General features: G+C 65.7%; 28 protein-coding genes. 20 read left to right on the forward strand and 8 right to left on the reverse strand.

Annotated elements, in window-relative coordinates:
* Positions 1–39 precede the first annotated feature (39 nt).
* On the reverse strand, positions 40–633 hold the full coding sequence (locus ACOJCM_RS09570; protein ID WP_445211822.1) for a PRC-barrel domain containing protein: 594 nt from the start codon (positions 631–633) through the stop codon (positions 40–42).
* Between the two features lie 178 nt (positions 634–811).
* On the opposite strand from ACOJCM_RS09570, the gene rloA3 reads away from it, so the two are divergent.
* Positions 812–1,366 (forward strand): retropepsin-like aspartic peptidase RloA3, encoded by a 555-nt coding sequence (gene rloA3, locus ACOJCM_RS09575; protein WP_445211823.1) that lies wholly within the window; start codon positions 812–814, stop codon positions 1,364–1,366.
* Positions 1,367–1,383: 17 nt separating this feature from the next.
* On the opposite strand, the gene ACOJCM_RS09580 is transcribed toward rloA3, so the two are convergent.
* The gene (locus tag ACOJCM_RS09580; protein ID WP_445211824.1) at positions 1,384–2,097 is read right to left on the reverse strand and encodes a 16S rRNA (uracil(1498)-N(3))-methyltransferase; all 714 of its coding nucleotides are present in this window, start codon (positions 2,095–2,097) and stop codon (positions 1,384–1,386) included.
* Between the two features lie 92 nt (positions 2,098–2,189).
* On the opposite strand from ACOJCM_RS09580, the gene phaR reads away from it, so the two are divergent.
* The 7 genes from phaR (at position 2,190) to ACOJCM_RS09615 (ending at position 7,216) form a co-directional block, all read left to right on the forward strand.
* The gene (gene phaR, locus ACOJCM_RS09585) at positions 2,190–2,666 is read left to right on the forward strand and encodes a polyhydroxyalkanoate synthesis repressor PhaR (RefSeq protein ID WP_445211825.1); all 477 of its coding nucleotides are present in this window, start codon (positions 2,190–2,192) and stop codon (positions 2,664–2,666) included.
* 134 nt (positions 2,667–2,800) lie between these two features.
* Complete coding sequence (purD, locus tag ACOJCM_RS09590; protein ID WP_445211826.1) at positions 2,801–4,096, forward strand: phosphoribosylamine--glycine ligase; 1,296 nt, start codon at positions 2,801–2,803, stop codon at positions 4,094–4,096.
* 46 nt (positions 4,097–4,142) lie between these two features.
* Entirely contained in the window at positions 4,143–4,583 is a 441-nt protein-coding gene (locus ACOJCM_RS09595; RefSeq protein WP_445211827.1) for an acyl-CoA thioesterase, read from the forward strand.
* Positions 4,583–5,455, forward strand: a complete 873-nt coding sequence (locus ACOJCM_RS09600) for a phosphoribulokinase (RefSeq protein ID WP_445211828.1) — start codon at positions 4,583–4,585, stop codon at positions 5,453–5,455. Before ACOJCM_RS09595 ends, ACOJCM_RS09600 begins: the two co-directional genes overlap by 1 nt.
* A 47-nt stretch (positions 5,456–5,502) precedes the next feature.
* Positions 5,503–5,847: a histidine triad nucleotide-binding protein gene (locus ACOJCM_RS09605; RefSeq protein WP_445211829.1), complete on the forward strand. Its 345-nt coding sequence runs from the start codon at positions 5,503–5,505 to the stop codon at positions 5,845–5,847.
* A 111-nt stretch (positions 5,848–5,958) separates the two neighbouring features.
* A complete protein-coding gene (gene coq7 / locus ACOJCM_RS09610; protein ID WP_445211830.1) occupies positions 5,959–6,603 on the forward strand; it encodes a 2-polyprenyl-3-methyl-6-methoxy-1,4-benzoquinone monooxygenase in 645 nt (214 codons plus the stop codon).
* Positions 6,604–6,610: 7 nt separating this feature from the next.
* Positions 6,611–7,216: a DNA-3-methyladenine glycosylase family protein gene (locus ACOJCM_RS09615; protein ID WP_445211831.1), complete on the forward strand. Its 606-nt coding sequence runs from the start codon at positions 6,611–6,613 to the stop codon at positions 7,214–7,216.
* A gap of 60 nt (positions 7,217–7,276) precedes the next feature.
* On the opposite strand, the gene ACOJCM_RS09620 is transcribed toward ACOJCM_RS09615, so the two are convergent.
* The 3 genes from ACOJCM_RS09620 to ACOJCM_RS09630 all read right to left on the reverse strand — a co-directional run bounded on the left by ACOJCM_RS09620 (position 7,277) and on the right by ACOJCM_RS09630 (position 9,714).
* Positions 7,277–7,696 carry an OsmC family protein gene (locus ACOJCM_RS09620; RefSeq protein WP_445211832.1) on the reverse strand — a complete coding sequence of 140 codons (420 nt, stop codon included), beginning with the start codon at positions 7,694–7,696 and terminating at the stop codon, positions 7,277–7,279.
* Between the two features lie 309 nt (positions 7,697–8,005).
* Positions 8,006–8,677: an N-acetylmuramate alpha-1-phosphate uridylyltransferase MurU gene (gene murU, locus ACOJCM_RS09625; protein WP_445211833.1), complete on the reverse strand. Its 672-nt coding sequence runs from the start codon at positions 8,675–8,677 to the stop codon at positions 8,006–8,008.
* The gene (locus tag ACOJCM_RS09630; protein ID WP_445211834.1) at positions 8,674–9,714 is read right to left on the reverse strand and encodes an aminoglycoside phosphotransferase family protein; all 1,041 of its coding nucleotides are present in this window, start codon (positions 9,712–9,714) and stop codon (positions 8,674–8,676) included. Before ACOJCM_RS09630 ends, murU begins: the two co-directional genes overlap by 4 nt.
* 137 nt (positions 9,715–9,851) lie before the next feature.
* On the opposite strand from ACOJCM_RS09630, the gene ACOJCM_RS09635 reads away from it, so the two are divergent.
* The 8 genes from ACOJCM_RS09635 to ACOJCM_RS09670 all read left to right on the forward strand — a co-directional run bounded on the left by ACOJCM_RS09635 (position 9,852) and on the right by ACOJCM_RS09670 (position 17,694).
* Entirely contained in the window at positions 9,852–12,287 is a 2,436-nt protein-coding gene (locus ACOJCM_RS09635) for an LPS-assembly protein LptD (RefSeq protein ID WP_445211835.1), read from the forward strand.
* A 58-nt stretch (positions 12,288–12,345) separates the two neighbouring features.
* Positions 12,346–13,014, forward strand: a complete 669-nt coding sequence (locus ACOJCM_RS09640; protein WP_445211836.1) for a SurA N-terminal domain-containing protein — start codon at positions 12,346–12,348, stop codon at positions 13,012–13,014.
* 4 nt (positions 13,015–13,018) lie between these two features.
* Entirely contained in the window at positions 13,019–14,062 is a 1,044-nt protein-coding gene (gene pdxA / locus ACOJCM_RS09645) for a 4-hydroxythreonine-4-phosphate dehydrogenase PdxA (RefSeq protein WP_445211837.1), read from the forward strand.
* Positions 14,063–14,125: 63 nt separating this feature from the next.
* Positions 14,126–14,938: a 16S rRNA (adenine(1518)-N(6)/adenine(1519)-N(6))-dimethyltransferase RsmA gene (gene rsmA, locus ACOJCM_RS09650; protein WP_445211838.1), complete on the forward strand. Its 813-nt coding sequence runs from the start codon at positions 14,126–14,128 to the stop codon at positions 14,936–14,938.
* The gene (gene apaG, locus ACOJCM_RS09655) at positions 14,935–15,333 is read left to right on the forward strand and encodes a Co2+/Mg2+ efflux protein ApaG (protein ID WP_445211839.1); all 399 of its coding nucleotides are present in this window, start codon (positions 14,935–14,937) and stop codon (positions 15,331–15,333) included. Before rsmA ends, apaG begins: the two co-directional genes overlap by 4 nt.
* A gap of 35 nt (positions 15,334–15,368) precedes the next feature.
* On the forward strand, positions 15,369–16,196 hold the full coding sequence (locus tag ACOJCM_RS09660) for a symmetrical bis(5'-nucleosyl)-tetraphosphatase (protein ID WP_445211840.1): 828 nt from the start codon (positions 15,369–15,371) through the stop codon (positions 16,194–16,196).
* Between the two features lie 26 nt (positions 16,197–16,222).
* Positions 16,223–16,561 carry a thiosulfate sulfurtransferase GlpE gene (glpE, locus tag ACOJCM_RS09665; protein ID WP_445211841.1) on the forward strand — a complete coding sequence of 113 codons (339 nt, stop codon included), beginning with the start codon at positions 16,223–16,225 and terminating at the stop codon, positions 16,559–16,561.
* A complete protein-coding gene (locus tag ACOJCM_RS09670; RefSeq protein WP_445211842.1) occupies positions 16,558–17,694 on the forward strand; it encodes a polynucleotide adenylyltransferase in 1,137 nt (378 codons plus the stop codon). The genes glpE and ACOJCM_RS09670 overlap by 4 nt, the downstream gene beginning before the upstream one ends.
* A gap of 23 nt (positions 17,695–17,717) precedes the next feature.
* On the opposite strand, the gene folK is transcribed toward ACOJCM_RS09670, so the two are convergent.
* Positions 17,718–18,227 (reverse strand): 2-amino-4-hydroxy-6-hydroxymethyldihydropteridine diphosphokinase, encoded by a 510-nt coding sequence (gene folK, locus ACOJCM_RS09675; protein WP_445211843.1) that lies wholly within the window; start codon positions 18,225–18,227, stop codon positions 17,718–17,720.
* Positions 18,227–18,592 (reverse strand): dihydroneopterin aldolase, encoded by a 366-nt coding sequence (folB, locus tag ACOJCM_RS09680; RefSeq protein ID WP_445211844.1) that lies wholly within the window; start codon positions 18,590–18,592, stop codon positions 18,227–18,229. The genes folK and folB overlap by 1 nt, the downstream gene beginning before the upstream one ends.
* Before the next feature lie 134 nt (positions 18,593–18,726).
* Between folB and plsY the strand changes: the two genes are divergently transcribed.
* Positions 18,727–19,317 (forward strand): glycerol-3-phosphate 1-O-acyltransferase PlsY, encoded by a 591-nt coding sequence (gene plsY / locus ACOJCM_RS09685; protein ID WP_445211845.1) that lies wholly within the window; start codon positions 18,727–18,729, stop codon positions 19,315–19,317.
* A 9-nt stretch (positions 19,318–19,326) separates the two neighbouring features.
* On the opposite strand, the gene tsaD is transcribed toward plsY, so the two are convergent.
* The gene (tsaD, locus tag ACOJCM_RS09690) at positions 19,327–20,364 is read right to left on the reverse strand and encodes a tRNA (adenosine(37)-N6)-threonylcarbamoyltransferase complex transferase subunit TsaD (protein WP_445211846.1); all 1,038 of its coding nucleotides are present in this window, start codon (positions 20,362–20,364) and stop codon (positions 19,327–19,329) included.
* A gap of 193 nt (positions 20,365–20,557) precedes the next feature.
* Here tsaD and rpsU point away from each other — a divergent pair, with 193 nt between their 5' ends.
* The 3 genes from rpsU (at position 20,558) to rpoD (ending at position 24,824) form a co-directional block, all read left to right on the forward strand.
* On the forward strand, positions 20,558–20,773 hold the full coding sequence (gene rpsU, locus ACOJCM_RS09695; protein ID WP_010629611.1) for a 30S ribosomal protein S21: 216 nt from the start codon (positions 20,558–20,560) through the stop codon (positions 20,771–20,773).
* A 143-nt stretch (positions 20,774–20,916) separates the two neighbouring features.
* Positions 20,917–22,749 (forward strand): DNA primase, encoded by a 1,833-nt coding sequence (dnaG, locus tag ACOJCM_RS09700; RefSeq protein ID WP_445211847.1) that lies wholly within the window; start codon positions 20,917–20,919, stop codon positions 22,747–22,749.
* A gap of 212 nt (positions 22,750–22,961) precedes the next feature.
* The gene (gene rpoD, locus ACOJCM_RS09705) at positions 22,962–24,824 is read left to right on the forward strand and encodes an RNA polymerase sigma factor RpoD (RefSeq protein WP_445211848.1); all 1,863 of its coding nucleotides are present in this window, start codon (positions 22,962–22,964) and stop codon (positions 24,822–24,824) included.
* The last annotated feature ends 50 nt before the right edge of the window (positions 24,825–24,874 follow it).

Genomic DNA, 24,874 nt, shown 5'->3' on the forward strand with positions numbered 1-24,874 from the left:
GCCAGGCCTGACGGCCTGGTCACCGCGGTCGCCGAAGGATCAGTTGTTGCTATCGCTCGTCCAGTCGTCGAGCGTTTCGCTGATATTTCTGCCGGCCCGCTCTGCGCCTTCCTGGGCACGCTCCCAGGCGGATTCGGCGCCATCACCAATGCGATCGAGCCCCTCGCGCGTCTGGTGCCAGGCGCTTTCGGCGCCTTCCCCGGCGGTATGCCAGGCTTCACGGGCACGCTGCCGTGCCATGCCCCACCACTCTTTGTCATAGCGTGGCATGGCCTCGAGCGCTTCTGCCTCGGCTTCGACAATGATGTCGTGGGCGGTGTCGCCCTCTTCTTCATGGTTGACCAGGCGGTAGTGGTCGTTCGTTATCACCAGGGTGTCGCCGTCCTGGCCGATGGCATCGTTGGTGCGGACCACGATGGCATGGACTTTCTGGTCGTCGCCGAGCAGCATGTCGACGACCTCGCTGGCCTCTGCATGCGGCGCTGCTTCGAAATGCACCTCGGCATCGAAGATGGCGCGGCCGGAGTAGAGCCCCTGGGGGTCGAACTGAGCCTGGGCACCGATGGCAATGCCCGCGATAAGCAGGCCGGCTGAAGTGGCAAGAGTCATCCTTGTGATGCGTGGCTGTGTCATCGCATTGCCCTCCTCGTCCTTGGTGTCATTGATAGTGTAGTAAATGTAACGCCTGTGTCAGGCCGCCGGTCCGGCGTGCCGAAGCAGGATCCAAGAAGGGTCGTTGATGAAAGGAGATTCGTCCATGCCCACGAAGGGAGCGGGGAATGCCCGCCAGGCTAGTCGGCCCCGTCGGCGCATGTTGGCGCTGATGGGAGCGTTGTGTATGGCGGGTTCGTCGACGGCGCTGGCCGACGATGAGAAGCCGATCTTCGGCTGGGTCGAAAAGAGCACCCTCGAGCCTTGGGGCGTCGAGGTGAAGGCCAAGCTGGACAGCGGCGCGCTGACGTCATCGCTCGATGCGCGCGACGTTGAACGTTTCGACAAGGAGGGTGAGGAGTGGGTGCGCTTCCGCCTCAAGCTGGAAGACGAGGCGAACGGCGAAACCTTTTCCGAATGGCTGGAGTTGCCGCTCCACCGCAGCATCAAGCTGCGTGGCGCCGGCGGCGTCGATCGTCGCCCCGTGGTGCTGATGAAGATCTGCATGGACGATACGATCTATGAAGAGCAGTTCAGCCTTCGTGATCGCGGCGACATGAACTACCCCCTGCTGCTGGGGCGGCGTACCATCGGGCATCTGGGCTTGTTGGATGTGCGCGAAACGTTCCTCAACGCCCCGAATTGCGGCGAAGACGCGCCGCTGGTGGAATATGATCCCGACGAGGACGATGCTTCCGATCAAGTGGACGATTAGCGAGTGTCACGCTGGCGCTAGCGCAGCCTGGCGAGCAGCGCGACAACCGCCGTTTCCACCCGCAGGATGCGAGGGCCCAGGTGGATGCCCTCGCAACCGGCCGCAAGGAGGCGTTCCACCTCGAAGGGGATGAAGCCCCCCTCCGGCCCGATGAGCAGTACGCTGGATTCGGTCAGGCCGGTGGGGCAAGGCTGGGCCATGCCGGGGTGGGCCAGCAGTCCGCGCCGGCCTTCGAGCAGGCGTGGCAGGCGCTCCTCGATAAAGGGGCGAAAGCCCTTGGCCAGGTTCACCTCGGGCAGCACCGTATCTCGTGCCTGCTCGAGTCCCAACACCAGATGTTCGTGAATCTTTGCTGGGGCAAGTTCCGGAGACTGCCAGTAGCTCTTCTCGACGCGTCGGGTATGTAGCAGGGTAATTTGCTTCACACCGAGTGCGGTGGCATGTTCGAGGCTTCGCGCCAGCATCCGTGGGCGGGGCAGGGCGAGGACGAGATGCACCGGCAGCGGCGGCGGCGGGGCTGCATCGAGGCCCTCGAGAGTGAAGCGGGCTTCGTCGTCGGTCAGCAGTGTGAGTTCGCCGCGGCCGATGCCGCCGCCCACCAGGCCCAGGGTCAGGCTGTCGCCGACGCGTGCGCGATGAACCTCCTTGAGGTGACGCAGGCGGCGTGGATCGCGCAGGCACGCCAGACGATCGTGCCGCATCTCCTCGGGGGTTAGCAGGATAAGGTTCATTGTGCCTCGTTGGTCGCTTCGATTTGCAAGGGAGGTGGCGCGGTGCACAATAGCAGCCAAAGGCAGTTTGCCTTACAACAAGGAGTGCCATCGTGCGCGTAATTCGCAAGTATGCCAACCGCAGGCTCTATGATACGCAACAGAGCCGCTACGTGACGCTCGAAGATCTGCGGCGTCTGGTTCTCGACGAAGAGCCGTTCCGAGTCGAGGATGCCAAGAGCGGAGAAGACCTGACCCGCACCATCCTGCTGTCGATCATCATTGAACAGGAGCAGGCCGATGGCGAGGCCGAGGTCTTCTCCAACGACCTGCTGGCGCAATTCATCCGTGTCTACGACATGGCCCAGCCGCTGCCGCTGGCGCGCTACCTCGAGCAGGGAACGCAGCTGATGCTGGAACAGCAGAAGCGCATGCAGGACCAATGGCAACAGGCCATGCGTCACTCGCCCATGGAACTGATGCGCGAGATGGCCGAGGAGAACATGCGCTTCTGGCAGCAAGCCATTGGCCAGGCGCAGCCCGGTAAGCCGGAGCCGAAGAAAGACAAGAACGACGACGAAGAAAAGTGAGACCCGCCCAACGCATTCGCAGCGGGGCGGCGTGACGGGCAGCTTTCTGCCATAATGCCGCGACGTCCTCCCAGCCGGATACCAGGCCCGTTCACTAGCGGGTCTGCGCAGCAAGCAACAGGAAAAGCAAGCGGATGAAGGTTTTGATCATCGGCGGCGGTGGCCGCGAACATGCCCTGGCCTGGAAAGTTAGTCAGTCGCCCCGCGTCGAACGGGTGTTCGTGGCGCCCGGGAATGCCGGTACGGCCCATGAGTCGGGGCTGACCAATGTGGCTATCGAGGCGACCGACCTGGAGCGTCTGGAGGCGTTCGCGCGCGACGAACACGTTACGCTGACCATCGTCGGGCCCGAGGCGCCGTTGGTGGATGGCGTGGTCGATCGCTTCCGCGAAGCGGGCCTGGCCATCTTCGGCCCCACCCAGGGCGCCGCCCAGCTCGAGGGGTCGAAGTCGTTTACCAAGGACTTCCTGGCACGTCACGCCATTCCCACGGCAGCCTACCGCACCTTCACCGAGATCGGGCCGGCACTGGCCTATCTCGCCGAGCAGGGAGCGCCCATCGTGATCAAGGCCGACGGCCTGGCAGCGGGCAAGGGCGTGATCGTGGCGATGACCCTGGCCGAGGCCGAGGCCGCGGTACGCGACATGCTCGAAGCCAATGCCTTCGGCGATGCCGGGGCCCGAGTGGTGATCGAGGAGTTCCTCGAAGGCGAGGAGGCCAGTTTCATCGTCATGGTCGACGGCACCACGGTGCTGCCCATGGCCACCAGCCAGGACCACAAGCGGGCGCTGGATGGCGATGCCGGCCCCAATACCGGCGGCATGGGTGCCTACTCGCCGGCACCGGTCGTCACCGAGAGCGTGCACGAGCGCATCATGGAGCGCGTAATCATGCCGACAGTGCACGGCATGGCGGCGGAAGGTCTCCCCTATACCGGCTTCCTCTATGCCGGCCTGATGATCGATGCCGAGGGCAATCCCAAGGTCATCGAATACAACTGCCGCTTCGGCGACCCCGAGACCCAGCCGATCATGTTGCGCCTGCAATCCGACCTGGCCGAGCTGTGCCTGGCGGGGGCGCAAGGCGAGCTGGCCGGCCATACCTGTGAGTGGGATCCGCATGCCGCGGTAGGCGTGGTGCTTGCCGCTGGCGGCTACCCGGGCAGTTATCGCAAGGGCGACGTGATCGAGGGGCTGGAAGCTGCCGAGGCCACCGGCTGCAAGGTGTTCCATGCCGGCACCGCCGAGGATGAGCAGGGGCGTATCGTCACCGTCGGCGGCCGGGTGCTGTGCGTCACCGCGCTGGGTCAGGGCGTGTCTCAGGCGCGCGATCTGGCGTACCGGGGCGTGGCGGCGATTCACTGGGACGGGCGACAGTTCCGCAACGATATCGCCTATCGCGCCATCGCACGCGAACGCCAGGCCGGTTGAATCGCGCCCGGCCGACGCTGTCCAACAACAAGATCAGGGAGCGAGCATGGAGCGCCTCAAGCTGGAATTTCCCGAGTCCGCCATCGTTCATCGTCAGCCGTTGTCGGTACGCATCACCGACATGAATTACGGACGCCACCTAGGCCACGATACCCTGGTATCGCTGCTCCATGAGGCGCGCATCCAGGCGTTTGGTGCGTTGGGGCTGACCGAGTGGGACATGGGCGGCTTTCCCAGCGTGGTCGCCGACCTCGCCGTGCAATACCAGTCCGAGGCGCGCTGGCCGGATGCGCTGGTGGTGGAGACGGCCATCCCGGCGCCGACCGGCAAGACCATCGTCGTCTATCATCGGGTACGCCATGCCGAAGGCGGCCGGCCGGTAGCGACGGCACGTCTCAGCGTCGTCCTGGTCGACCCCGCCCAGGGCCGCAGCGTGGCCATTCCCGATGCCGTGCAACAAGCCATTGTCGGAGCGGAGAGCGCCTGATGTCGCGCGAGTATCCGATCATCGCCGTGACCGGCTCTTCGGGAGCCGGAACGACCACGGTCAAGCGTACCTTCGAGCGCATGTTCGCCCGTGAGGACGTGCACGCCGCCTTCGTCGATGGCGACGCCTTCCATCGCTACACCCGCGAGGAGCTGGCGCGTATCTTCCGTGAAGAGCCCGAACGCAAGAACCAGCTCTCCCATTTCGCCGTGGAAGCCAATCTGCTCGATCGTCTCGAGGCGCTGTTCCTGGAGTACGGCGAGCACGGCACCGGCACCTATCGTCACTACATTCACGCCGAAGACAAGCAGATGATCGAGGCCGGCCATCGGGTGGGGACCTTCACCGAGTGGCAACCGCTCCCCTGCGGCACCGACCTGCTGTTCTACGAAGGCCTGCACGGCGGGCTGGTCACGGCGGAGCACGACATTGCCCGTCATGTGGACCTGCTGGTGGGCGTGGCGCCGACCATGAACCTCGAGTGGATCCAGAAGATCGATCGCGACATCAAGATGCGCGGCTATTCCCAGGAGGCGGTGATCGACACCATCCTGGGGCGCATGGACGACTACGTGCGCTACATCCAGCCACAGTTCTCGCGCACCCATATCAACTTCCAGCGCGTGCCCACGGTGGATACCTCCAATCCCTTCGAGGTGCAGGACATCCCCAACGATGCCGAGTCGTTCGTGGTGATCCGCTTCCGCGATCCCTCCACGGTGGATTTCCCCTGGCTGTTGGCGATGATCCAGGATTCCTTCATGAGCCGCCCGCACACCCTCGTGGTTCCCGGCGCGCGCATGTCGCTGGCCATCGAGCTGATCCTGGCACCCCTGGTGCGCCACCTGCTGTCCCAGCGACGCTTTCGTTGAGCCGCGGCGTTACCGCCGATCCGATCCAGAGAGTGGAGACCGAGCCGATGCAAGACTGCCTGTTCTGCAAGATCGTCAAGCGTGACGTCCCTGCCGATATCGTCTATGAGGACGACGAAGTGCTGGCGTTCAACGATATCAATCCCCAGGCCCCCACCCACATCCTGGTCATACCCAAGCAGCACATCGCGACCTTGAACGACATCGAGGAGAACGATCAGGCCCTGGTCGGCCGGTTGCCTTATGTCGCGGCCCGGCTGGCCGAGGAGCGAGACTTCGCCGATGAGGGTTACCGCGTGGTGATGAACTGCAATGACCAGGGCGGGCAGACGGTCTATCATATTCATATGCACCTGATGGGCGGTCGACGCTTTACTTGGCCGGCTGGCTAGCCGGCGCTATGCGGGAAAGCCGCGCGCGTCGAGGCGTGCGACGCATCAGGTGCACCTGGTCCATGGCGCCACCCGGCAGGGTGGCGCTGCCGTATACAGGAAGAGGGTGAGATGAACCGCAACTACTCCCATGCCGACAATCTGGTCCATCAGTTCGACACCGTACTGCGCACGCTGATCCCCCGTGCGGCTGTGGCGTCGCGCCCTTCGCCGGCCACTGCCGACATCCACGATGACGAGATGACGGCCGACGAGCGGCGCCATGCGGCGGGGCTGATGCGGGTCAACCATACCGGCGAGGTTTGCGCCCAGGCGCTCTACCAGGGGCAAGGCTGCACCGCCAAGTTGCCTGAAGTACGCAGCCAGATGGAGCACTCCGCCCAGGAGGAGGTCGATCACCTGGCCTGGTGCGACGAGCGTCTGCAGGAACTCGACAGTCACACCAGCGTGCTCAACCCTCTCTTCTATGCCGCCTCCTTCGGCCTGGGGGCGGTGGCAGGCGCCATCGGCGACCGGGTCAGCTTGGGTTTCGTCGCGGCCACCGAGGAACAGGTGGGCAAGCATCTGGACGACCATATGGTCAGGCTGCCCGCAGGCGACCATCGCTCGCGTGCCGTGCTGCGCCAGATGGCCATCGACGAGGCGCACCATGCCCATCTCGCGCTGGAGGCCGGCGGCGCGCGCTTCCCGGCGCCGATCAAGTTCGGCATGTCGCTGATGTCCAAGGTCATGACCAAGAGCGTCTATCGTTTCTGAGTGTGCCATGTCCGAAGAGATCCACCTGCGCTTCGTCGAGGTTGCACGTGAGCTGAGTCCCGGACTCGCCGCCGCCATCGAGCGGGGCGGGCCGGTCGCGCTCGAAGTCGACGACAGCCGGCCGCTGGCCGAGCGCCTGTGTCGCTCGGTGGCGGGGCAGCAGCTTTCGGTGAAGGCGGCACGCTCGATCTGGACGCGTGTCGTTGTCGCTGCCGGTGAAGCTCCGCTGACGGAGTTCTTCACCGAGGCGAACAGTGGGGCGCTGCGAGGCTGCGGCCTGTCGGGGGCCAAGGTGCGTGCGCTATGCCTGATTGCCGAGGAGGCGCGTGCGGGCCGGCTCGAGGCCGATGCGCTACGCGGCCTCGACCACGCCGAACGCTCCCGGCGCCTGACGGCGCTGTGGGGGGTGGGCCAGTGGACGGCCGACATGATCTCGATCTTCTACTTCGGCGAGCCGGATGTCTGGCCGGAGGGTGACGTGGCCGCGCGCAAGACCCTCGAGCGCCTCACCAGCCCGCGACGCAAGACGCTGCGCACCGCAGCGCGTTTTGCCCCCTACCGCTCCCATCTCGCCCTTTATCTCTGGCGCCACGTGGACGCGCCGCCCGTCTAGCCGATGCAGATGCCAGGGCCCGCTTGGGCGGGCCCGTCTGTCAAGCGAGAAATCGCCGACTCAGTCGTCGACGATGCTGTACGAATGGGTGACCTCGACCCCGCCCTTGGCCAGCATGATCGAGGCGCTGCAGTACTTTTCCGCGGAGAGCTCCACGGCACGCTTGACCTGATTCTCCTTGAGGTTGTGCCCGCTGACGGTGAAGTGCACGTGGATCTTGGTGAACACGGATGGCACCGCATCGGCACGCTCGGCCTCGATGGTGGCCACGCAGTCGGTCACGCCGGCACGCGACTTCTCGAGAATCTCCAGCAAGTCGAAGGAGGTGCAGGCGCCCATGCCCATGAGCAGCATCTCCATGGGGCGCGGCCCGGTATTGCGCCCGCCATGATCGGGCGGGCCGTCGATTACGACGCTATGGCCGCTGCCGGACTCGGCGACGAACTGGCGACCATCGGTCCACTTGACGCTGGCTTTCACGAGCTGAACTCCTTCCTATTGGTTAGGTGCGCTGATCCACGACGGCCACCACGGCCGCTATCCGCTCTTCACAAGCCCAGGCGACGAACTGGCGACCATCGGTCCACTTGACGCTGGCTTTCACGAGCTGAACTCCTTCCTATTGGTTAGGTGCGCTGATCCACGACGGCCACCGCGGCCGCTATCCGCTCTTCGCAAGCCCAGGCGACGAACTGGCGACCATCGGTCCACTTGACGCTGGCTTTCACGAGCAAGGCTTCCTTATCGAGACGTTCGAGCCGATCAGCTTACCACCCCGTGGCGCCCGACTCAGCCCTGGCGGTTGCGCAGTGCCCGATCCAGTTCGGCCAGGCGCTCGGGCGTGCCGACGTCGACCCAGCGGCCTTGAAAGTGCGTGCCGCCGACCCGCCCGGCGCGCATCGCATCGCGCAGCAGCGGGGCCAGGGGAAACTCACCCGGTGCCTGGCCGGCGACCAGAGCCGGATCGAGCAGGCCGAGCCCGGCGTAGGTCAGGCGCGGCTCGCCCTGGGGATGCACCCGGCCGGTATCGTCGAGGTGAAAATCCCCTGCGGGATGGTGCGTCGGGTTGTCGACCAGCACCAGGTGAGCCAGGTCGTTGCCGAGCGCGGGCAGGGCGGCAGGATCAAAATTGCACCAGACGTCGCCGTTGACCAGCAGGAAGGGGGCGGTGCCCAACTGCGGCAGCGCCTGGCGGATACCGCCGCCGGTTTCCAGCGGCTGCGCTTCGCGGCTCCAGGCGATGGTGACGCCGTGTGCGCTACCGTCGCCCAGCGCCTCGACGATCTGCTCGGCACGGTAGCTGACGTTGATCACCACCTCGCGAATGCCGGCCGCTGCCAGCCGCTCCAGATGATGAACGATCAGTGGCTTGTCGGCTACCGGCAGCAGGGGCTTGGGGCAGTGGTCGGTCAGCGGTCGCATGCGTTTGCCGAGGCCGGCAGCGAGAATCATGGCCTTCATGGCGCCTCCTGCAGGCCTTCTTCGGCCAGCTTTCTCTCGAGCGCGGGACGGAAGGTGCCGACAAGCCAGCGTTGGAAGTCGGCATGCTCGGGCAGGGCGGCGAGGCTCTCCTCCAGGTGAGTGAGAAAGTGCGTCAGGCGCACGAGGTAGCCCGTCCGAGCGTCGCGCAGGGTCAGACGACAGAAGATGCCGAGCACCTTGAGCGCGCGGTGGGCCGCCATGGCCTGGACCTGACGGTGAAAGGTCTCGCGATCGGTGGCACTGGACAGGCGGCCGTCGCCGATCGCCCGCTGACGAAAGGCCTCGACCCAGTGGGCGAAGCGCTCGGCAGGGAAGCGGCAGTAGCGACCGCGCAGCAGCGAAATCAGGTCGTAGCTGATGGGGCCGGCCACGGCATCCTGGAAGTCGATCAGATAGAGTCGCTCGTCGTGTACCATCAGGTTCATGGCGTCGAAGTCGCGGTGTACCGCGACGACCGGCTGGGCCAGGGCGGAGTCGATCAATGCCTGGCGCAGCTCGCTCCATTCGGCGGGGGTGGCCATGCCCAGCCACTCCTCGAGGCACCATTGGGGAAACAGGTCGAGCTCGCGTCCGAGCAGGGCGGCATCGTAGGCCGGCAGGGGGGCGGGCGCGGCGCGGTTCTGCAGTTCATGGATCAGCGCCACGGCACGCTCGTGCCAGGCCAGGGTTTGCGGATGCGCGCTGTCGGCGAATCGGGCCTGCAGCGGCGTGTCGCCCAGGTCGTCGAGTTCGATGAAGCCGGCCTCGAGGTCCACGGCGTGCAGGGCCGGTACCGGCAGGCCGTCGGCTCGCCAGCGTTGGGCGATGGCAACGAACGGGCGGCTGTCCTCCTGGGCCGGCGGGGCATCCATCAGCATGCGCGTGCCCCCCTTGGGCAGGCTCAGGCGGAAGTAGCGGCGAAAGCTGGCATCCCCCGCGGCCAGGCGCAGGTCGAGAGCGTCGGCGGGCAGTTGATGCTGGGCGGCGGCCCATTGGCGCAGGGCCGCCATTCGCGTCGTGGTGTCGACCTGGGTCATGCTGGCTCCTTGCAGTGTCGGACGGTGCCGGTTGACGCCCGTTGGGCACCGCCGCATGCTGACCGTTCAGGCGCATACGACAGGCTGGGTGCGGTCTGTATAATACCGATTCTCTTCGCCAAGGACATCGAGGGACCATGGGCAAGCGACATGCAGGAACGGCACTGGCCGGCCTGATCACATCCGGCCTGATACTGGGTGCGCCGCAGGTCGTGGCGCTCGAGCCGTTGCCGGCATGGCAGTTGGATTGGCACCCCTGGAGCGATGACCGCCCCGCCGAGGCGCTCTGCCGCGGCGTCTACGTAACGCCCGACTACCGTCTGCCGGCCACTGACGAGCCGGGCCAGGTTCGCGCCGAAGCCGACACGGCCTATTACGGCCAGGACGGCGAGACCATCCTCGGCGGCGAGGTGATCCTGCGCCGTAGCGACAGCCAGCTCGAGTCGCCGCGGGTCAGCATGCCGCCCGAACGCGATCGCGCGCTTGCCGAGGGGCCGCTCGCGCTGCGCGACCTCAACCTGCTGGTACGCGGCGAGGCCGGGGAACTCTCCCTGAACAGCGATGCGGCCAGCATCGATGCCGCGCATTTCGTGGTGCATGACCAACACCTGCGGGGGGACGCGCTGCAGCTGGAGCGGTTGGAGGATGGCCGTTTCCGCCTCACATCGGCAAGCTTTACCACTTGCGACCCCGGCAGCAACCTGTGGCGGCTGGCGACCCGCGATCTGGTACTCGATCGCGAGAGCGGTTTCGGCACCGCACGTCACGCACGCCTGGAGGTGGGGCGGGTGCCGGTGTTCTACTGGCCTTGGGTGCGCTTTCCCATCGACGACCGACGCCATACCGGTTTCCTTTGGCCCGAACTGGGGTTCTCGAGCGGTAGCCTGGACTACGCCCAGCCGTTCTACTGGAATATCGCCCCCAATCACGATGCCACCATCACGCCGCGATGGATCAGCGATCGCGGCCTGCTGATGGGTGGCGAGTACCGCTACCTCTACCCCAGTGATGCCGGCCAGCTCGAAGGGGCCTTTCTCGCAAACGACGATGGCGGCTCCAGCGACGACCCGAACGACGCCTCGCGGCGTTTCGAGGGAGAGAACCGCTGGTACGTCGACTATCGCCATAGCGGGCGCTACGACTCGCGCACGAGCTACAACCTGCGCTACGGCGCGGCCAGCGATGGCCGCTACTTCGAGGATTACGGCAGCGTATTCGGCGACGACCCCAACAACATGCCGCGTCTGGCTCAGCTCAACTACCGAGGAGAGCGGTGGAATTTCGATGCCCGCGCACAGGGCTTCCAGAAACTGGACGACCCACTACGTGATCGCGACAAGCCCTTTTACCGCTTGCCCAGCCTGACCGCCAATGCGCGCTGGACCCAGGCCGGCGGCTTCTACCAGCAGTGGCGCTCCAACGTCACCCATTTCTGGCGCGACGTCGATCGCACGCGGGTGCCCCTGCGCGAGTCGGCCACCGGCACCCGCATGCATCTCTCGCCCACTACCGGCTGGCGGTTCGACGAGACCTGGGGGCATCTCGAGCCGCGGGTGGAGTGGCTCTACACCGCCTACGACCTCGATTACGGCGAGCGCGATACCGAGCGCGACACCGCGTTGCAGCGGGCGGTGCCGGTCGCCTCGATCGACGGCGGCCTGATCTTCGAACGCGAGCTGGACCTCGGCGGGCGTGAGTATCGCCAGACGCTCGAGCCACGATTCAACTATGCCTTCGTGCCGGCGCGGGACCAGAGCGAGTTCCCCGATTTCGACAGCGACGAACGGGCCTTCTCGTGGAACCAGTTGTGGTCGCCGTACCGCTTCTCGGGCTCGGATCGAATCGGCGACCTCAATCGCATCTCGCTGGGCGTCAGCAGCCGCTTCCTCGAGGACGGTAGCGGTCGCGAGCGCTTTACACTGGGCTTAGGGCAGGCAGTCTATTTCGACGACCGCAACATCGACATGGCCGGAGACCCGGATACGTTGCCTCCCCCCCGAGCCGACGGTGGCGAGCGCCGCTACCAGGCCACTCGAGAACGTTCCCCCTTGGTGACGCGGCTCGACTGGCGCATCAACGACCGATGGAGCACACGCTACGAGTGGCTCTACGACGATCATCGCAGTCGAACCGAGAGGAGCAGCGTGGGAGTCGCCTATCGCGATCCTCGCGGGCATGTGTTGAACCTTGCCTACCGTTGGCAACTCGAAGGGTTCGATCCCTCGGGAGAAGACGAGGATCGCTTGGGTTATGATCGTGAGGATTACGAGCTCTCCTTCGCCTACAAGGTGAATCCGAGGATCGACCTGATCGGCCGCTTCCTGTACGACCACACCAACCGCCGGAGTCTCGACCAGTTGGCCGGTGTGCAGTGGAACGACTGCTGCTACGGTTTGCAGCTCGTCTGGCGCGAGTGGGTCAACGACAACGACACGGCCAACACCATCGACGACGACTACAACGAGCGCGGTATCTTTGTGCGTTTCGTCTTCAAGGGACTGGGGGGTGTCGGCGGCGATGCCGGCGATTACTTCGAGCGGGCCATTCCGGGCTACCGATCCGCGGATTTCTGATCGTTCGGACTGTGCTACGAGAGCCCTACAAGTGAGCTATATGAGAGGAAAGAGAGAAATGCGGATTTCGCCAATCGCCACCCTTGGCGCCCTGGGGCTCGCCCTGTGCCTAGGTGCCGTGCCGCTTGCGGCCATGGCCCAGAGCCAGGACTTCCAGCCCGTGCAGCGCCAGTCCCTGGATCGTATCGTGGCCGTGGTGAACCAGCAGGCCATCATGCAGAGCCAGCTCGAGGAGCGCATGGCGCAGGTGCGCAGCCAGCTTGCCGCTCAAGGCCAGCAGTTGCCGCCCGAGTCGATGCTGCGCGAGCAAATGCTCGAGCAGATCATCCTCGAGGAGATCCAGCTGCAAATGGCGGCTGATGCAGGCCTTTCCATCGACGACACCGCACTCAATCGACAGATTCGCGAGATCGCCCAGAGCAACGGCATGACACTCGACCAGTTCGCCGATGCCTTGGAGGCCGATGGCCTGTCCATGGCGGCGGTGCGTGAGGAAATCCGCCGCGAAATGCTGCTGCGCGAACTGCACCAGCGCCAGATCGGCGGTCGGGTCAATGTCAGCAACCGCGAAGTGGAACGCTTTATCGAACAGCAGGGCGGCAACGTGAGCCGTGACCAGGCACGCCAGATGGTACTTCAGCGCAAGGCCAACGAGGCACTCGATGCCTGGCTGCAGGAAATCCGTGCGGAAGCCTTCGTCGACAATCGGCTCGCCAACGGCAGCTAGCCTCATGGCGCAGCCTGCCCCCGTGCTGGCCGTGACCAGCGGTGAGCCCGCCGGCATCGGTCCCGAGCTGACCCTGCAGCTGGTGCAGGGAGAGCTTCCTTCCGCTCGGGTAGTGGCGGTGGGCGACCCGGTGCTGCTGGCCGAGCGGGCCGAGCGACTTGGCCTGGAGGTCAGCCTGCTCGAACTCACGCCGGGCGAACCGGTGCCGCCGGCGCGTCCCGGCATGCTGCCGGTGTGGCCGGTAGCGCTGCGTGTGCCGAGCCGGCCGGGAGAGCTGGCCGTGGGCAATGCCGGCTACGTGCTGGAGACGCTCGATGTGGCGATCGCTGCCTGCCTCGACGGGCACGCCGAGGGAATCGTTACCGCACCGTTGCACAAGGGCGTGATTCTCGATGCCGGCCATGCGGGGTTTCGTGGGCACACCGAGTACCTGCGCGACGCCTGTGGCGTCGACGAGGTCGTGATGATGCTGGCCACCGACAGCGCCCTGCATGCCGGCTGGCAAGGCGACACGGCGCTGCGAGTGGCGCTTGCCACCACCCATCTGCCGCTGCGCGACGTGGCCGATGCCATCACGGCGTCCGGCCTGGAGCGTATCGTGCGTATCCTTCACGCGGACCTGGTGCGTTGGTTCGGCGTTGCCGCGCCGCGTATAGCCGTCTGCGGCCTCAATCCTCATGCCGGCGAGGGAGGTCACCTGGGCCGAGAGGAGCTGGAGGTGATCACACCTTGTCTCGAGCGCCTGCGCGTCGAAGGCTTCCTGCTGGAGGGGCCGCTGCCCGCCGACACCCTGTTCACCCCGCGCCACCTTGACGGCGTCGACGCCGTGCTGGCGATGTATCATGACCAGGGCTTGCCCGTACTCAAGTATGCCGGCTTCGGGCGAGCGGCCAACATCACCCTTGGCCTGCCGTTGGTGCGCACCTCCGTGGATCACGGTACCGCGCTGGACCTGGCTGGGCGTGGCCTGGCCGATGCGGGCAGCCTGCGGGTCGCCGTGGCGCTGGCCGCCGAGATGGCTCGCCGCGCAGCGCCGACCCCCAGATAGAAGCAATGAACGTCGAGAAGGGCCAGGCAGTCTCGGCACCGAATTGAACGAAGGAAACCTACCATGGCATCGCCTCCGCCGGTTCATCGCGCTCGCAAGCGCTTCGGCCAGAACTTCCTGCGTGACCCCGGCATCATCTCTCGCATCGTCCGGGCGATAGCGCCGCGCCCCGGCGACAGACTGGTGGAGATAGGCCCCGGCCAGGGCGCCTTGACGGAGCCTTTGATCGAGGCGGCAGGCGGTCGCCTCGAGGTGATCGAGCTCGATCGCGACCTGATCCCGGGGCTGCGCGTGCAATTCTTCAATCAGCCGGGTTTCATCATTCACGAAGGCGATGCGCTCAAGTTCGACTTTCGCCGGCTGCGTGGCGATGGCGAGCCGCTGCGAGTGGTGGGCAACCTGCCCTACAACATCTCCACGCCGCTGATCGGACATCTGCTAGAGGCAGGCGATGCCATCGCCGACATGCATTTCATGCTGCAGAAAGAGGTTGTCGAGCGTCTGGCGGCCGAGCCGGGTGGCCCCGACTGGGGGCGGCTGTCGGTCATGGCGCAGTACCGCTGCCGCGTCGACGACCTGTTCACGGTACCGCCGGAGGCGTTCGTGCCGAGGCCCAAGGTGGATTCGGCCATTGTGCGATTGACCCCCTATGCCGCGTTGCCGTGGCCTGCCACCGATGAGGCGCTGCTGTTCAGCGTCGTGCGCCAGGCTTTCGGTCAGCGGCGCAAGACCCTGCGCAACAACCTCAAGGGGGTGATCGACGCAGAGGCGATGTCGGCCCTCGGTATCGACCCCGCACGACGGCCCCAGACGCTCAGCGTGGAAGAGTTCGTGCGCATCGCCAACCATCTGGCCGCGACGGAGACGACGATATGAATCAGGTTTCGGACGTACCCCTGGAGCGGGAATTGCTCGTCGACGTGGAACCCACCTTCTGCGACGAGGAGTCCTCGCGTGACGAGTCGCGCTACGTCTTCAGCTATACCGTGACCATTCACAACCATTCGAGCCGCAGCGTTCAGTTGTTGGCCCGGCATTGGCGAATCACCCAGGGCAGCGGCAAGGTGCAGGAAGTGCGCGGCAAGGGCGTGGTGGGCCAGCAGCCCATGATCGGTCCCGGGCAGACGTTCCGTTATACCAGTCGGGCCATCCTCGACGGGCCGGTCGGCGTGATGGAGGGCGCCTACACGTGCGTGGATACCGCCAGCCAGCGTCCTTTCGAGGTGGCCATCGCCCCCTTCCGCCTGGCGAAGCCCAACCAGGTACACTGAGCGAGACCATTCTTCACGCCACAAGGAAAGGTGACATGACCGTCTATGCCATTGGAGACCTCCAGGGCTGCCATGCCGAGTTCGTCGAGTTGCTGGAGCGGATCGACTTCGATCCCGGTCGCGACCGCCTGTGGTTGGCCGGCGACCTGGTCAACCGTGGCCCTGGTTCCCTCGCCTGCCTGCGTGAGGTGCATGCGCTTGGCGATGCCGCGCTTACCGTCCTTGGCAACCATGATCTTCACCTGCTGGCGGTGGCGCGCGGCGGGGCCCGGCTCAATCGCAAGGATACGCTGGACGCCATACTCGATGCGCCCGACCGCGACGCGTTGCTTGACTGGCTGCAGTCGCGTCCGCTATTGGTGCGCCAGACCTTCGATGGGCAGGGCGAGACCGTGATGGCCCATGCCGGCCTGTTGCCCCAGTGGTCTGTCGAGGAGGCGGTTGAGCTGGCCGGGGAGGTCGAGGCGCGGCTTGCCGGTGAGCACAGTGGCGCCTTCCTCGAGCGCATGTACGGCAACGAGCCCGCTTGCTGGCAGGCCTCGCTGGAGGGCATCGATCGCTTGCGCGCCATCGTCAATGTGTTGACACGGATGCGCTTCATCGATGCCGATGGCTGCCTCGATTTCAGTGCCAAGGAGGGGCTCGACAGCGCCCCTGCCGGCTTCGCCCCCTGGTTTCGCTACTCCCGAAGCGACGAGGCGCGCCTGGTTTTCGGCCACTGGGCGGCACTGGAAGGGCGTGTCGAAGGCGCCCGGGTGCGCGCCGAGGCACTGGATACCGGCTGCGTATGGGGCGGTAGTCTCACCGCATTGAACCTCGCCACCGGCGAGCGAATCGCCGTGTCCAGCCATCAGCAGCGCTGATCCATTTCACGCCAAGGGAGGCCAAGATGGCGACCCCCTCGTTTCAACATTTGACGATAGATACCCTGACGACCTGGATCGATGCCGACGATCCCCTCACCGTGGTCGATATTCGCGACCCGATGAGTTTCGCTGGCGGTCATATCCCTGGTAGCCGCCACCTCGACAATGACAGTGCGCCGGCGCTGCTGGCGTCGGCGCCGCGCCAGCAGCCGCTGGTGGTGGTCTGCTACCACGGGCATTCGAGCCAGCAGGCCGCGGCCTGGCTGGCGGGGCAGGGCTTTGCCGAGGTCTACAGCCTCGACGGCGGTTTCACCGAGTGGGAGCACCGCCTGCCCGAGCGGGTGGAGCGCGGCCGCCCATGAGGGGGCGGGATCGCTGCCTGGAAGGCCTGGCGGTCTACCGCGTGGGCGGGGCCGTCCGTGATGCCCGGTTGGGCTGGCCCACCGTGGATACCGATTGGGTGGTCGTGGGAACGACGCCCGAGGAGATGTTGCGCCGCGGCTTTCGACCGGTGGGGCGCGATTTCCCGGTATTCCTCCATCCCGAGACTCAAGAGGAGTATGCACTGGCGCGGACCGAGCGAAAGTCCGGCCATGGCTATACCGGATTCGAGGTACATGCCAGCCCCGACGTGACGCTGGAGGAGGACCTGGCCCGCCGCGACCTCACCATCAACGCCATGGCGGAGACGCCGGAGGGCGAGCTGATCGACCCCTACGGCGGCCTGGCCGACCTCGAAGGCAGGGTGTTGCGCCATGTCTCGCCGGCCTTCGTCGAGGATCCGCTGCGCGTGCTGCGGACGGCCCGTTTCCTGGCTCGCTACGCCGGACTCGGCTTCGTCATCGCCGAGGAAACCTGGGCGCTGATGCGTCAGCTCGCCGCGAGTGGCGAGCTCGCGCATCTGGTAGCCGAACGGGTCTGGACCGAGACCGAGAAGGCGCTGGGCGAGCCCGAGCCGGCGGTCTACTTCCGTACCCTGCACGACTGCGGGGCGCTGACGGTCCTGATGCCTGAACTCGTACAGGAGCGCGCGGCATTCGATCCGGCGTTGGCGAGGCTCATGCGGCTGCCGCACGACCTGCCTGGGGAGGAGCGCCCCCGCTGGCGATGGGCGCGACTGGTGGAGCATCTCGACGATACCCGGCAAGAAGCGTTGGCCGAGCGCGTGCGGTTGCCGCGCAGCTATCGCGCCCTGGGGCGACAGGCGGCATTGACCCGCCGCCTGCGTGAGCGGCAGGTTCCCGATGCAAACGCCGTGAAGGCCTGGCTGGATGGAATCGATGCCTGGCGGCGAAGCGAGCGTGTCCGGCCGCTTGTCGCGCTGCTGGCAGTCGATGATCCGGTCCTGGCCGAACGGCTCGAACGAGCCTGGCAGGCGGTCTCTCGACTCGAGGCCAGGGAACTGCTGGCGCAGGGTTTTCGCGGCGGCGAGCTGGGCGAGGAGCTCTCGCGGCGACGCTTGGCCATCCTCGAACGGGAGCTGACAGGCGCGTAACCGTGCCTGCCGGCCCACAGGGTCTAGCGCAGTGGCTGAGGCTGCCAGTCGAACGCGATCGGCCAGAGACGTTGCCGGTCGCTTTCGAAAGTCGCCCATAGCTCGGCGTAGGTTCGCCCGTCCTCGGGGTGCGGCGTATCCGGCAGTAGCTCCGAGAGTGGCAGCAGCACGAAGGCGTGATGGAGAATCTCGTCGCGCGGCAGCCTGACGCCATCGTGCTCCCCGACCAGGTTGCCTACCGTCAGCAGGTCGATGTCCAGCGTGCGCGGGCTGAATTTGGGCGTGTCCTTGCGCCGGCCGTGGTCATGCTCGATGCGCTTGCACCAGGCCTGAAGCTCTCCCACTGACCAGTCGCTCTCGAACACCGCCACCAGGTTGTAGAAATTGCGGCCGTCCTCGAAGCCCACCGGCTCGCTTTCATAGACACGAGACACGATAAGCCCGTCGAAGGTAGCGTAGAGGGCGTCGAGGCAGGCCCGAACGTGGTGTTCGCGTTCGATGTTACTACCGATGCTGACGCTTATCTGGGACATCAGGCGTCCTCCCGTCGAGTGCCGCGCTCGATGCGTACGCCCACCGATGCGGCTGCGGGAACGGCGCCCGGCTTGCGCAGGGTCAGCCGCAGCCAGGGCACGGCGAACTCATTCATCAGCAGCTGGGCGAGACGCTCGGCGAAGGTCTCGACCAGGGCGAAGTCATGCTCGTCGGCGAAGCGGGCGATACGTTGGCTGATGGCAGCGTAATCGAGCGTTTCGGCCAGGTCGTCGTTGGCGGCTGCCGGGCGTATGTCGCTGGCCAGTTCCAGGTCGAGCGTCAGCCGCTGGCGTATGGTGCGTTCCCAGTCGTATACGCCGATGACCGTCTCGAGCTCCAGCGACTCGATCAGTACGCAGTCCATGCACGATTCCCCAACAGGATGATGAAGATCCGATTGTACGTGAGCGCCGGGACACAATGACAGGCTTGCTGCGCTGTCCCTGAGTCGCCGGGGCTGGCAGAATCCGATGACGATACCGGAGGGGACGAAGGCCGATGCTGGGCGAAGGGCTACTGACGCTGCTGGGGCTGGTACTGCTGGGATACTTCAGCGGTTCCTGCCTGGGTGCGCTCTGGGTCTGCCGGTGGGCCGGCGTTGGCGACCCGCGCCGGGAGGGCTCCGGTAATCCTGGCTTCTCCAACGTGCTGCGCCTACATGGGCATCGGCTGGCCACGGCAACCCTGCTGCTCGATGCCGTCAAGGGCATGCCGGTACTGTGGCTGGCCATGGCGGCGGGGTTGGCCCCCTGGGCCCAGGGCGTGGTAGGGCTGGCCGTGCTGCTGGGCCACAGCTTCCCGCCCTGGCACCGTTTTCGCGGCGGCAAGGCGGTCGCCAGTGCCTTTGGCGTGCTGCTCGTTCTGACGCCCTGGGTCGCGCTGTGCTGCGCCGCGTTGTGGGGGCTGCTGGCCTGGCGGGTACGCACGGCGGCGGTGGCGTCACTCGCCAGCGCCGGTGTGGCGCCGTTGGCCAGCCTGTGGCTGGCACCCGACTACGTATGGGTCGTGATGGCCTTCACCGTCCTGGTGCTGGTGCGGCACCTGCTCAACATCCGTCGCCTGGGCAGCGGTGACGAGCACGCTTTATAGGCGTGCCGTTCAGGCGTCGGCAGGCACGCGCAGCGTCTCCATCGGCCAGCGCGGCACAGCCTTCATCAGGCCGGGTTCGTCGCGTTCCCCGGCCAGCAGTCGCCGGGCGCCGGCCAGGGCGATCATTGCCCCGTTGTCGGTGCAAAATCTTCCGCGCGGGTAGTAGACGTGCGCGCCGCGCTTCCCGGCCTCGAGCGCGAGGCGCTCGCGAAGGCGCGCGTTGGCGCTTACCCCGCCGGCCATCACCAGGCGCTTCAGGCCGGTGTCATCCAACGCCCGGCGGCACTTGATCACCAGGGTATCCACCACGGCTTCCTCGAAGGCTCGGGCCACGTCGGCGCGGGCCTGGTCATCGAGCTCTCCCGCCTGCTCGAGCTGGCGCAGGGTGGTCAGGGTGTGGGTCTTGAGTCCGGAGAAGCTGAAGTCGAGGCCCGGGCGGTCGGTCATCGGACGAGGGAAGCGAAAGCGGCCCGGGACACCCTGTTCGGCCAGTCGAGCGACCTGGGGGCCGCCGGGATAGGCCAGGCCGAGCATCTTGGCGGTCTTGTCGAAGGCCTCCCCGGCGGCATCGTCCACCGATTCGCCAAGCAAGCGGTACTGTCCCTGGCCCTGGACTTCGACCAGCTGGGTGTGGCCGCCCGACACCAGCAGCGCGACGAAGGGGAAGTCGGGCGGTGAATCCTCGAGCATGGGCGCCATGAGGTGGCCTTCCATGTGGTGCACACCGAGCACGGGGATGCCCAGCGCGCGGGCCATGCCATGTGCCGTGCTGGCGCCCACCATGAGGGCACCGACCAGACCGGGTCCGGCGGTATAGGCAATGGCGTCCAGCTCGCCGCGGGTCATCCCGGCCTCGTCAAGCACCTGTTGGATCAGTGGCAGCAGGCGCCGGGTGTGGTCGCGGGAGGCGAGCTCCGGTACCACGCCACCATAGGCGGCATGCATGGCGACCTGGCTGTAGAGGGCATCGGCCAGCAGGCCGCGCTCGGTGTCGTAGATCGCGACGCCGGTTTCGTCGCAGGAAGTCTCGATGCCAAGGACTCGCATGATGCAGGCTCGTGATGAGTGGAGGCCGGCATTCTAGCAAATCGCGCCGTCGCCATCCCGTGCTCCGGCACGAGGATTTGCAATGGATGGTATCGACGACTAAACTACCGTGCGCTGTACAATTGGGTCGTGCACCCTATGCCTGGGTGTACGTTCGAACCGAACTCAAGAATTCAAGGTAGGTGAGTGCTTAATGCCTTCTGTCAAAGTACGTGATAACGAGCCGTTTGACGTCGCGCTGCGCCGTTTCAAGCGTTCCTGTGAAAAAGCCGGCATCCTCTCCGAAGTGCGTCGTCGCGAGCACTACGAGAAGCCGACTGCAGAGCGCAAGCGCAAGGCAGCTGCCGCGGTGAAGCGTCACGCCAAGAAGCTCCAGCGCGAGCGCAAGCGTTTCGAACGGCTCTATTGATCCGTACTCGGGGAGCTTCGATGCGTTGAGCAGCGGCGCTCCTGGAAGGATGACCAAGCGGCTGCCGTCAGGTGGCCGCTTGTCTTTCACGTCCGTTCCACTCTTTTCCTTCATCTGCCCCGCCGGGAGGTGGCAAGACCCACATGGCCGGCCAGATTCCTCAGCGCTTCATCGATGACCTGCTGGCACGCGTCGACGTGGTCGAAGTGGTGGGTGAGCGGGTGCAGCTCAAGAAGGCCGGTCGCAACTATTCCGGCTTGTGCCCCTTCCATCAGGAAAAGACGCCGTCTTTCACGGTAAGTGCCGACAAGCAGTTCTACCACTGCTTCGGCTGTGGTGCCCACGGCAATGCCCTGCGGTTCCTGATGGAGTACGACAAGCTGCGTTTTCCCGAGGCGGTGGAGCAACTGGCCTCGCGGCAGGGGATCGAGGTGCCGCGGGAGGGTGCCGACGACCCGCGCGCCCAGGCGCGCGAACGCAAGCGTCAGGAGGGCGTCAATCTGCTGGAGCTTTCGGCCAGCTTCTTTCGCGAGCGGCTGAAGATGCCGGAAGCGCAGCAGGCGCGTGACTACCTCGCGCATCGCGGCCTGTCGCAGGAGATCTTGCGTGACTTCGGCATCGGCTACGCCCCGGACGACTGGGAGTCCCTCAAGCGTCACTTGAGCGCCCGGGGGGTGCCGGAACCGGTACAAGTGGAATACGGGTTGCTGGTGCAGCGCGAGGAGAGCGGGCGCACCTACGATCGCTTCCGCGACCGGGTGATGTTCCCCATACGCGATGTGCGCGGACGTACCATCGCCTTCGGCGGCCGGGTGCTCGGGGATGCCAAGCCCAAGTACCTCAACTCGCCCGAGACCCCGGTGTTTCACAAGGGGCGCGAGCTCTACGGGCTGTATGAGGCCAGGCAGGCCGATCCACGGCTGGAGCGGGTCGTCATCGTCGAGGGTTACATGGACGTGGTAGCGCTGGCCCAGTTCGGCATTCGCAACGCCGTCGCCACCCTGGGAACTTCCACCAGCGAAGAGCACCTGGCGCGCCTGTTCCGCATGGTCGACGAGGTCGTGTTCTGCTTCGATGGCGATCGTGCCGGCCGTCAGGCGGCCAGCCGTGCGCTGGAAACGGTACTGCCGCAGATGATCGACGGGCGCACGGCACGTTTCCTGTTCCTGCCGGAGGGCGAGGACCCGGATACGCTGGTACGTCGTGAAGGAGCCGAAGCCTTCGAGGATCGCATCACCTGTGCCAGCCCGCTGTCGGAATTCCTGTTCGACCAGGCGGCACGGGGGCGCGACCTGGCTCGAGTCGAGGAGCGCGAGCGCTTCGCCAGCCAGGTACTCAAGGCCATTGGGAGGTTGCCCACGGGCATGCTCCAGACGGTGCTGTTGGCGGAACTCTCGCGGCGCACCGGCGTCGATCAGTCTCGCTTCGAGGCGCTGATGGCAAGTGGCGAAGAGGCTGCGCCCATGCCGACCGAGCCCAGCAGCGTTGCATCCGTCCCGGCGGCGGCTGCATCGGGGCAGCGCCGCACGAACGGGGCAGCGCCGGCCGGAGGCGCCGCACTGAGTTCGATGGCTCGCATAGTGCAGCTGCTGATTCACGAGCCCGGCCTGGTCGAACGCCTGCCTGCCGAGGAGGATTGGTGCCCCGAAGGGGAGGGCGATGCGATGCTATGCCGCGAACTGATTCGCCTGCTGCGTGCCGGTCGCTATCGCAGCCCCCAGGTGGTGCTTGCGCACTTCCAGGGTAGTGCCCAGGGGGAGCGACTGGCGGCACTGGCGCAGCGTGAGATGCTGATCCCGCGCGAGACGCGGGGTAAAGAACTGGAGGGGCTGGTCGATTACCTCAGGCGCCATTGCCAGCGCCAATCGCCGCAGGAGGAGTTCGAGACCCTGCTGGCGAGGGAGCGCGGCGGCGAACGCCTGCCGCTCGAGGCCAGGCAGCGGCTGAAGGAATTGCTGGTGGAGCTGAAGCGCTAGCGCGGGTTGATTTTCGTCTTCCCACCCCCACATACAGGGGAACAGGCCGTGCGCTGTCGGCATAACCGCTTAAACTAACACACCTGAGTGACCGAGCAAATGGGCCGTACTGGCAGGTTAGCGGTGTTTCCCGCTATACTGTTGGGCTTCATGAGTTTTCTCCACCCCAGCGCTTCAGGTGCTTCATTCTTCTTCGTCGAGATAGGGTTTCTATGGCTGGAAATGCGCAGCAGCAGTCACGTCTGAAGGAGTTGATCGCGCGTGGCAAGGAACAGGGCTACCTGACCTATGCCGAGGTCAACGACCACCTTCCCGAGGATATTGCCGACCCCGATCAGGTGGAAGACATCATCGGCATGATCAATGACATGGGCATCAGCGTCGTCGAGGAAGCTCCCGATGAAGATACCCTGATGATGTCGGATCATTCCGCCGACGAATCGGCTGCCGAAGAGGCCGTGGCTGCCCTGGCGGCGGTGGAGAGCGACGTGGGTCGCACCACCGACCCGGTACGCATGTACATGCGCGAGATGGGAACTGTCGAGCTTCTGACCCGTGAGGGCGAGATCGAGATTGCCAAGCGCATCGAGGAGGGCACGCGCGAGGTAATGTCGGCTCTGGCCTGGCTGCCTGGAGCGGTGGACTCGATTCTCGAGGCCTACGACGCCACCCAGGACGAAGAGGCTCCGGGTCGCCTGTCAGACCTCTTCTCGGGCTTCATCGACCCGGACGAAGGCATTCCCGGCGTGGCCGAGGCCGAGGTGCCCGAGGAGATCCTGGGCGACGACGCCGATAGCGACGATGGGGATGACGACGGTGACGATGACGACGACACCGGCGAAGCCGAGGAGGAGAGCTCCGGCGGCCCCGATCCTGAAGAGGCGCGGGCACGCTTCGAGCAGATTCGCGAACAGAACGAGCTGGTGCGTGAAGCCATCGCCAAGCATGGTCGAGGCAGCGCACAGGCTCAGTCCGAGATGGAGCGGCTGGCCGAGCTGTTCTCGCCGATCAAGCTGGTACCCAAGCACTTCGAGCGTCTGGTCGGCCAGGTGCGCATCAGCGTCGAGCAGATCCGCACCCAGGAAAAGGCGGTGATGCAGCTCTTCGTCAAGAAGGCGAAAGTGCCACGCAAGAGCTTCATCAAGGCGTTTCCGGGCAACGAGTCGCGCCAGGAGTGGGTCGGCGAGTTCATTGCCGCGAATGCCAAGTTCGCCGAACGCCTGGAGCCGCTGCGCGCCGATATCCAACGTGCCCAGCGGCGGATCGCCTTCGAGGAGGAGATGGTCCAGCTGCCCGTGCCGGAGCTCAAGGAGATCAATCGTCGCCTCTCCATCGGCGAGGCCAAGGCGCGCCGGGCCAAGAAGGAGATGGTCGAGGCCAACCTGCGCCTGGTCATCTCGATTGCCAAGAAATATACCAATCGCGGACTGCAGTTCCTGGATCTGATCCAGGAGGGCAACATCGGGCTGATGAAGGCCGTGGACAAGTTCGAATACCGCCGCGGCTACAAGTTCTCGACCTATGCCACCTGGTGGATTCGCCAGGCGATCACCCGCTCTATCGCCGACCAGGCGCGCACCATCCGGATCCCGGTGCACATGATCGAGACGATCAACAAGCTCAACCGGGTCTCCCGGCAGATGCTGCAGGAAATGGGCCGCGAGCCCACGCCGGAGGAGCTGGGCGAGCGTCTAGAGATGCCCGAAGACAAGGTGCGCAAGGTGCTCAAGATCGCCAAGGAGCCAATCTCCATGGAGACCCCCATCGGCGACGACGACGACTCGCACCTGGGCGACTTCATCGAGGACAGCACCATGCAGCTGCCCGTCGATCTCGCTACCGGCGAAGGGCTGATCGAAGCGACCCGCAACGTATTGGGCGGCCTGACCGCACGCGAGGCGAAGGTGCTGCGCATGCGCTTCGGTATCGACATGAACACCGATCACACCCTCGAAGAGGTCGGCAAACAGTTCGACGTCACCCGTGAGCGGATCCGTCAGATCGAGGCCAAGGCGCTGCGCAAGCTGCGTCATCCCAGCCGCTCGGAGCCGCTGCGCTCATTCCTCGACGAATAGCGAAGCGCCCACTTCGAGAAAACCCGCAGCTCGGTCTGCGGGTTTTTTTT

The organism is Billgrantia hypersalina (assembly GCF_052584175.1).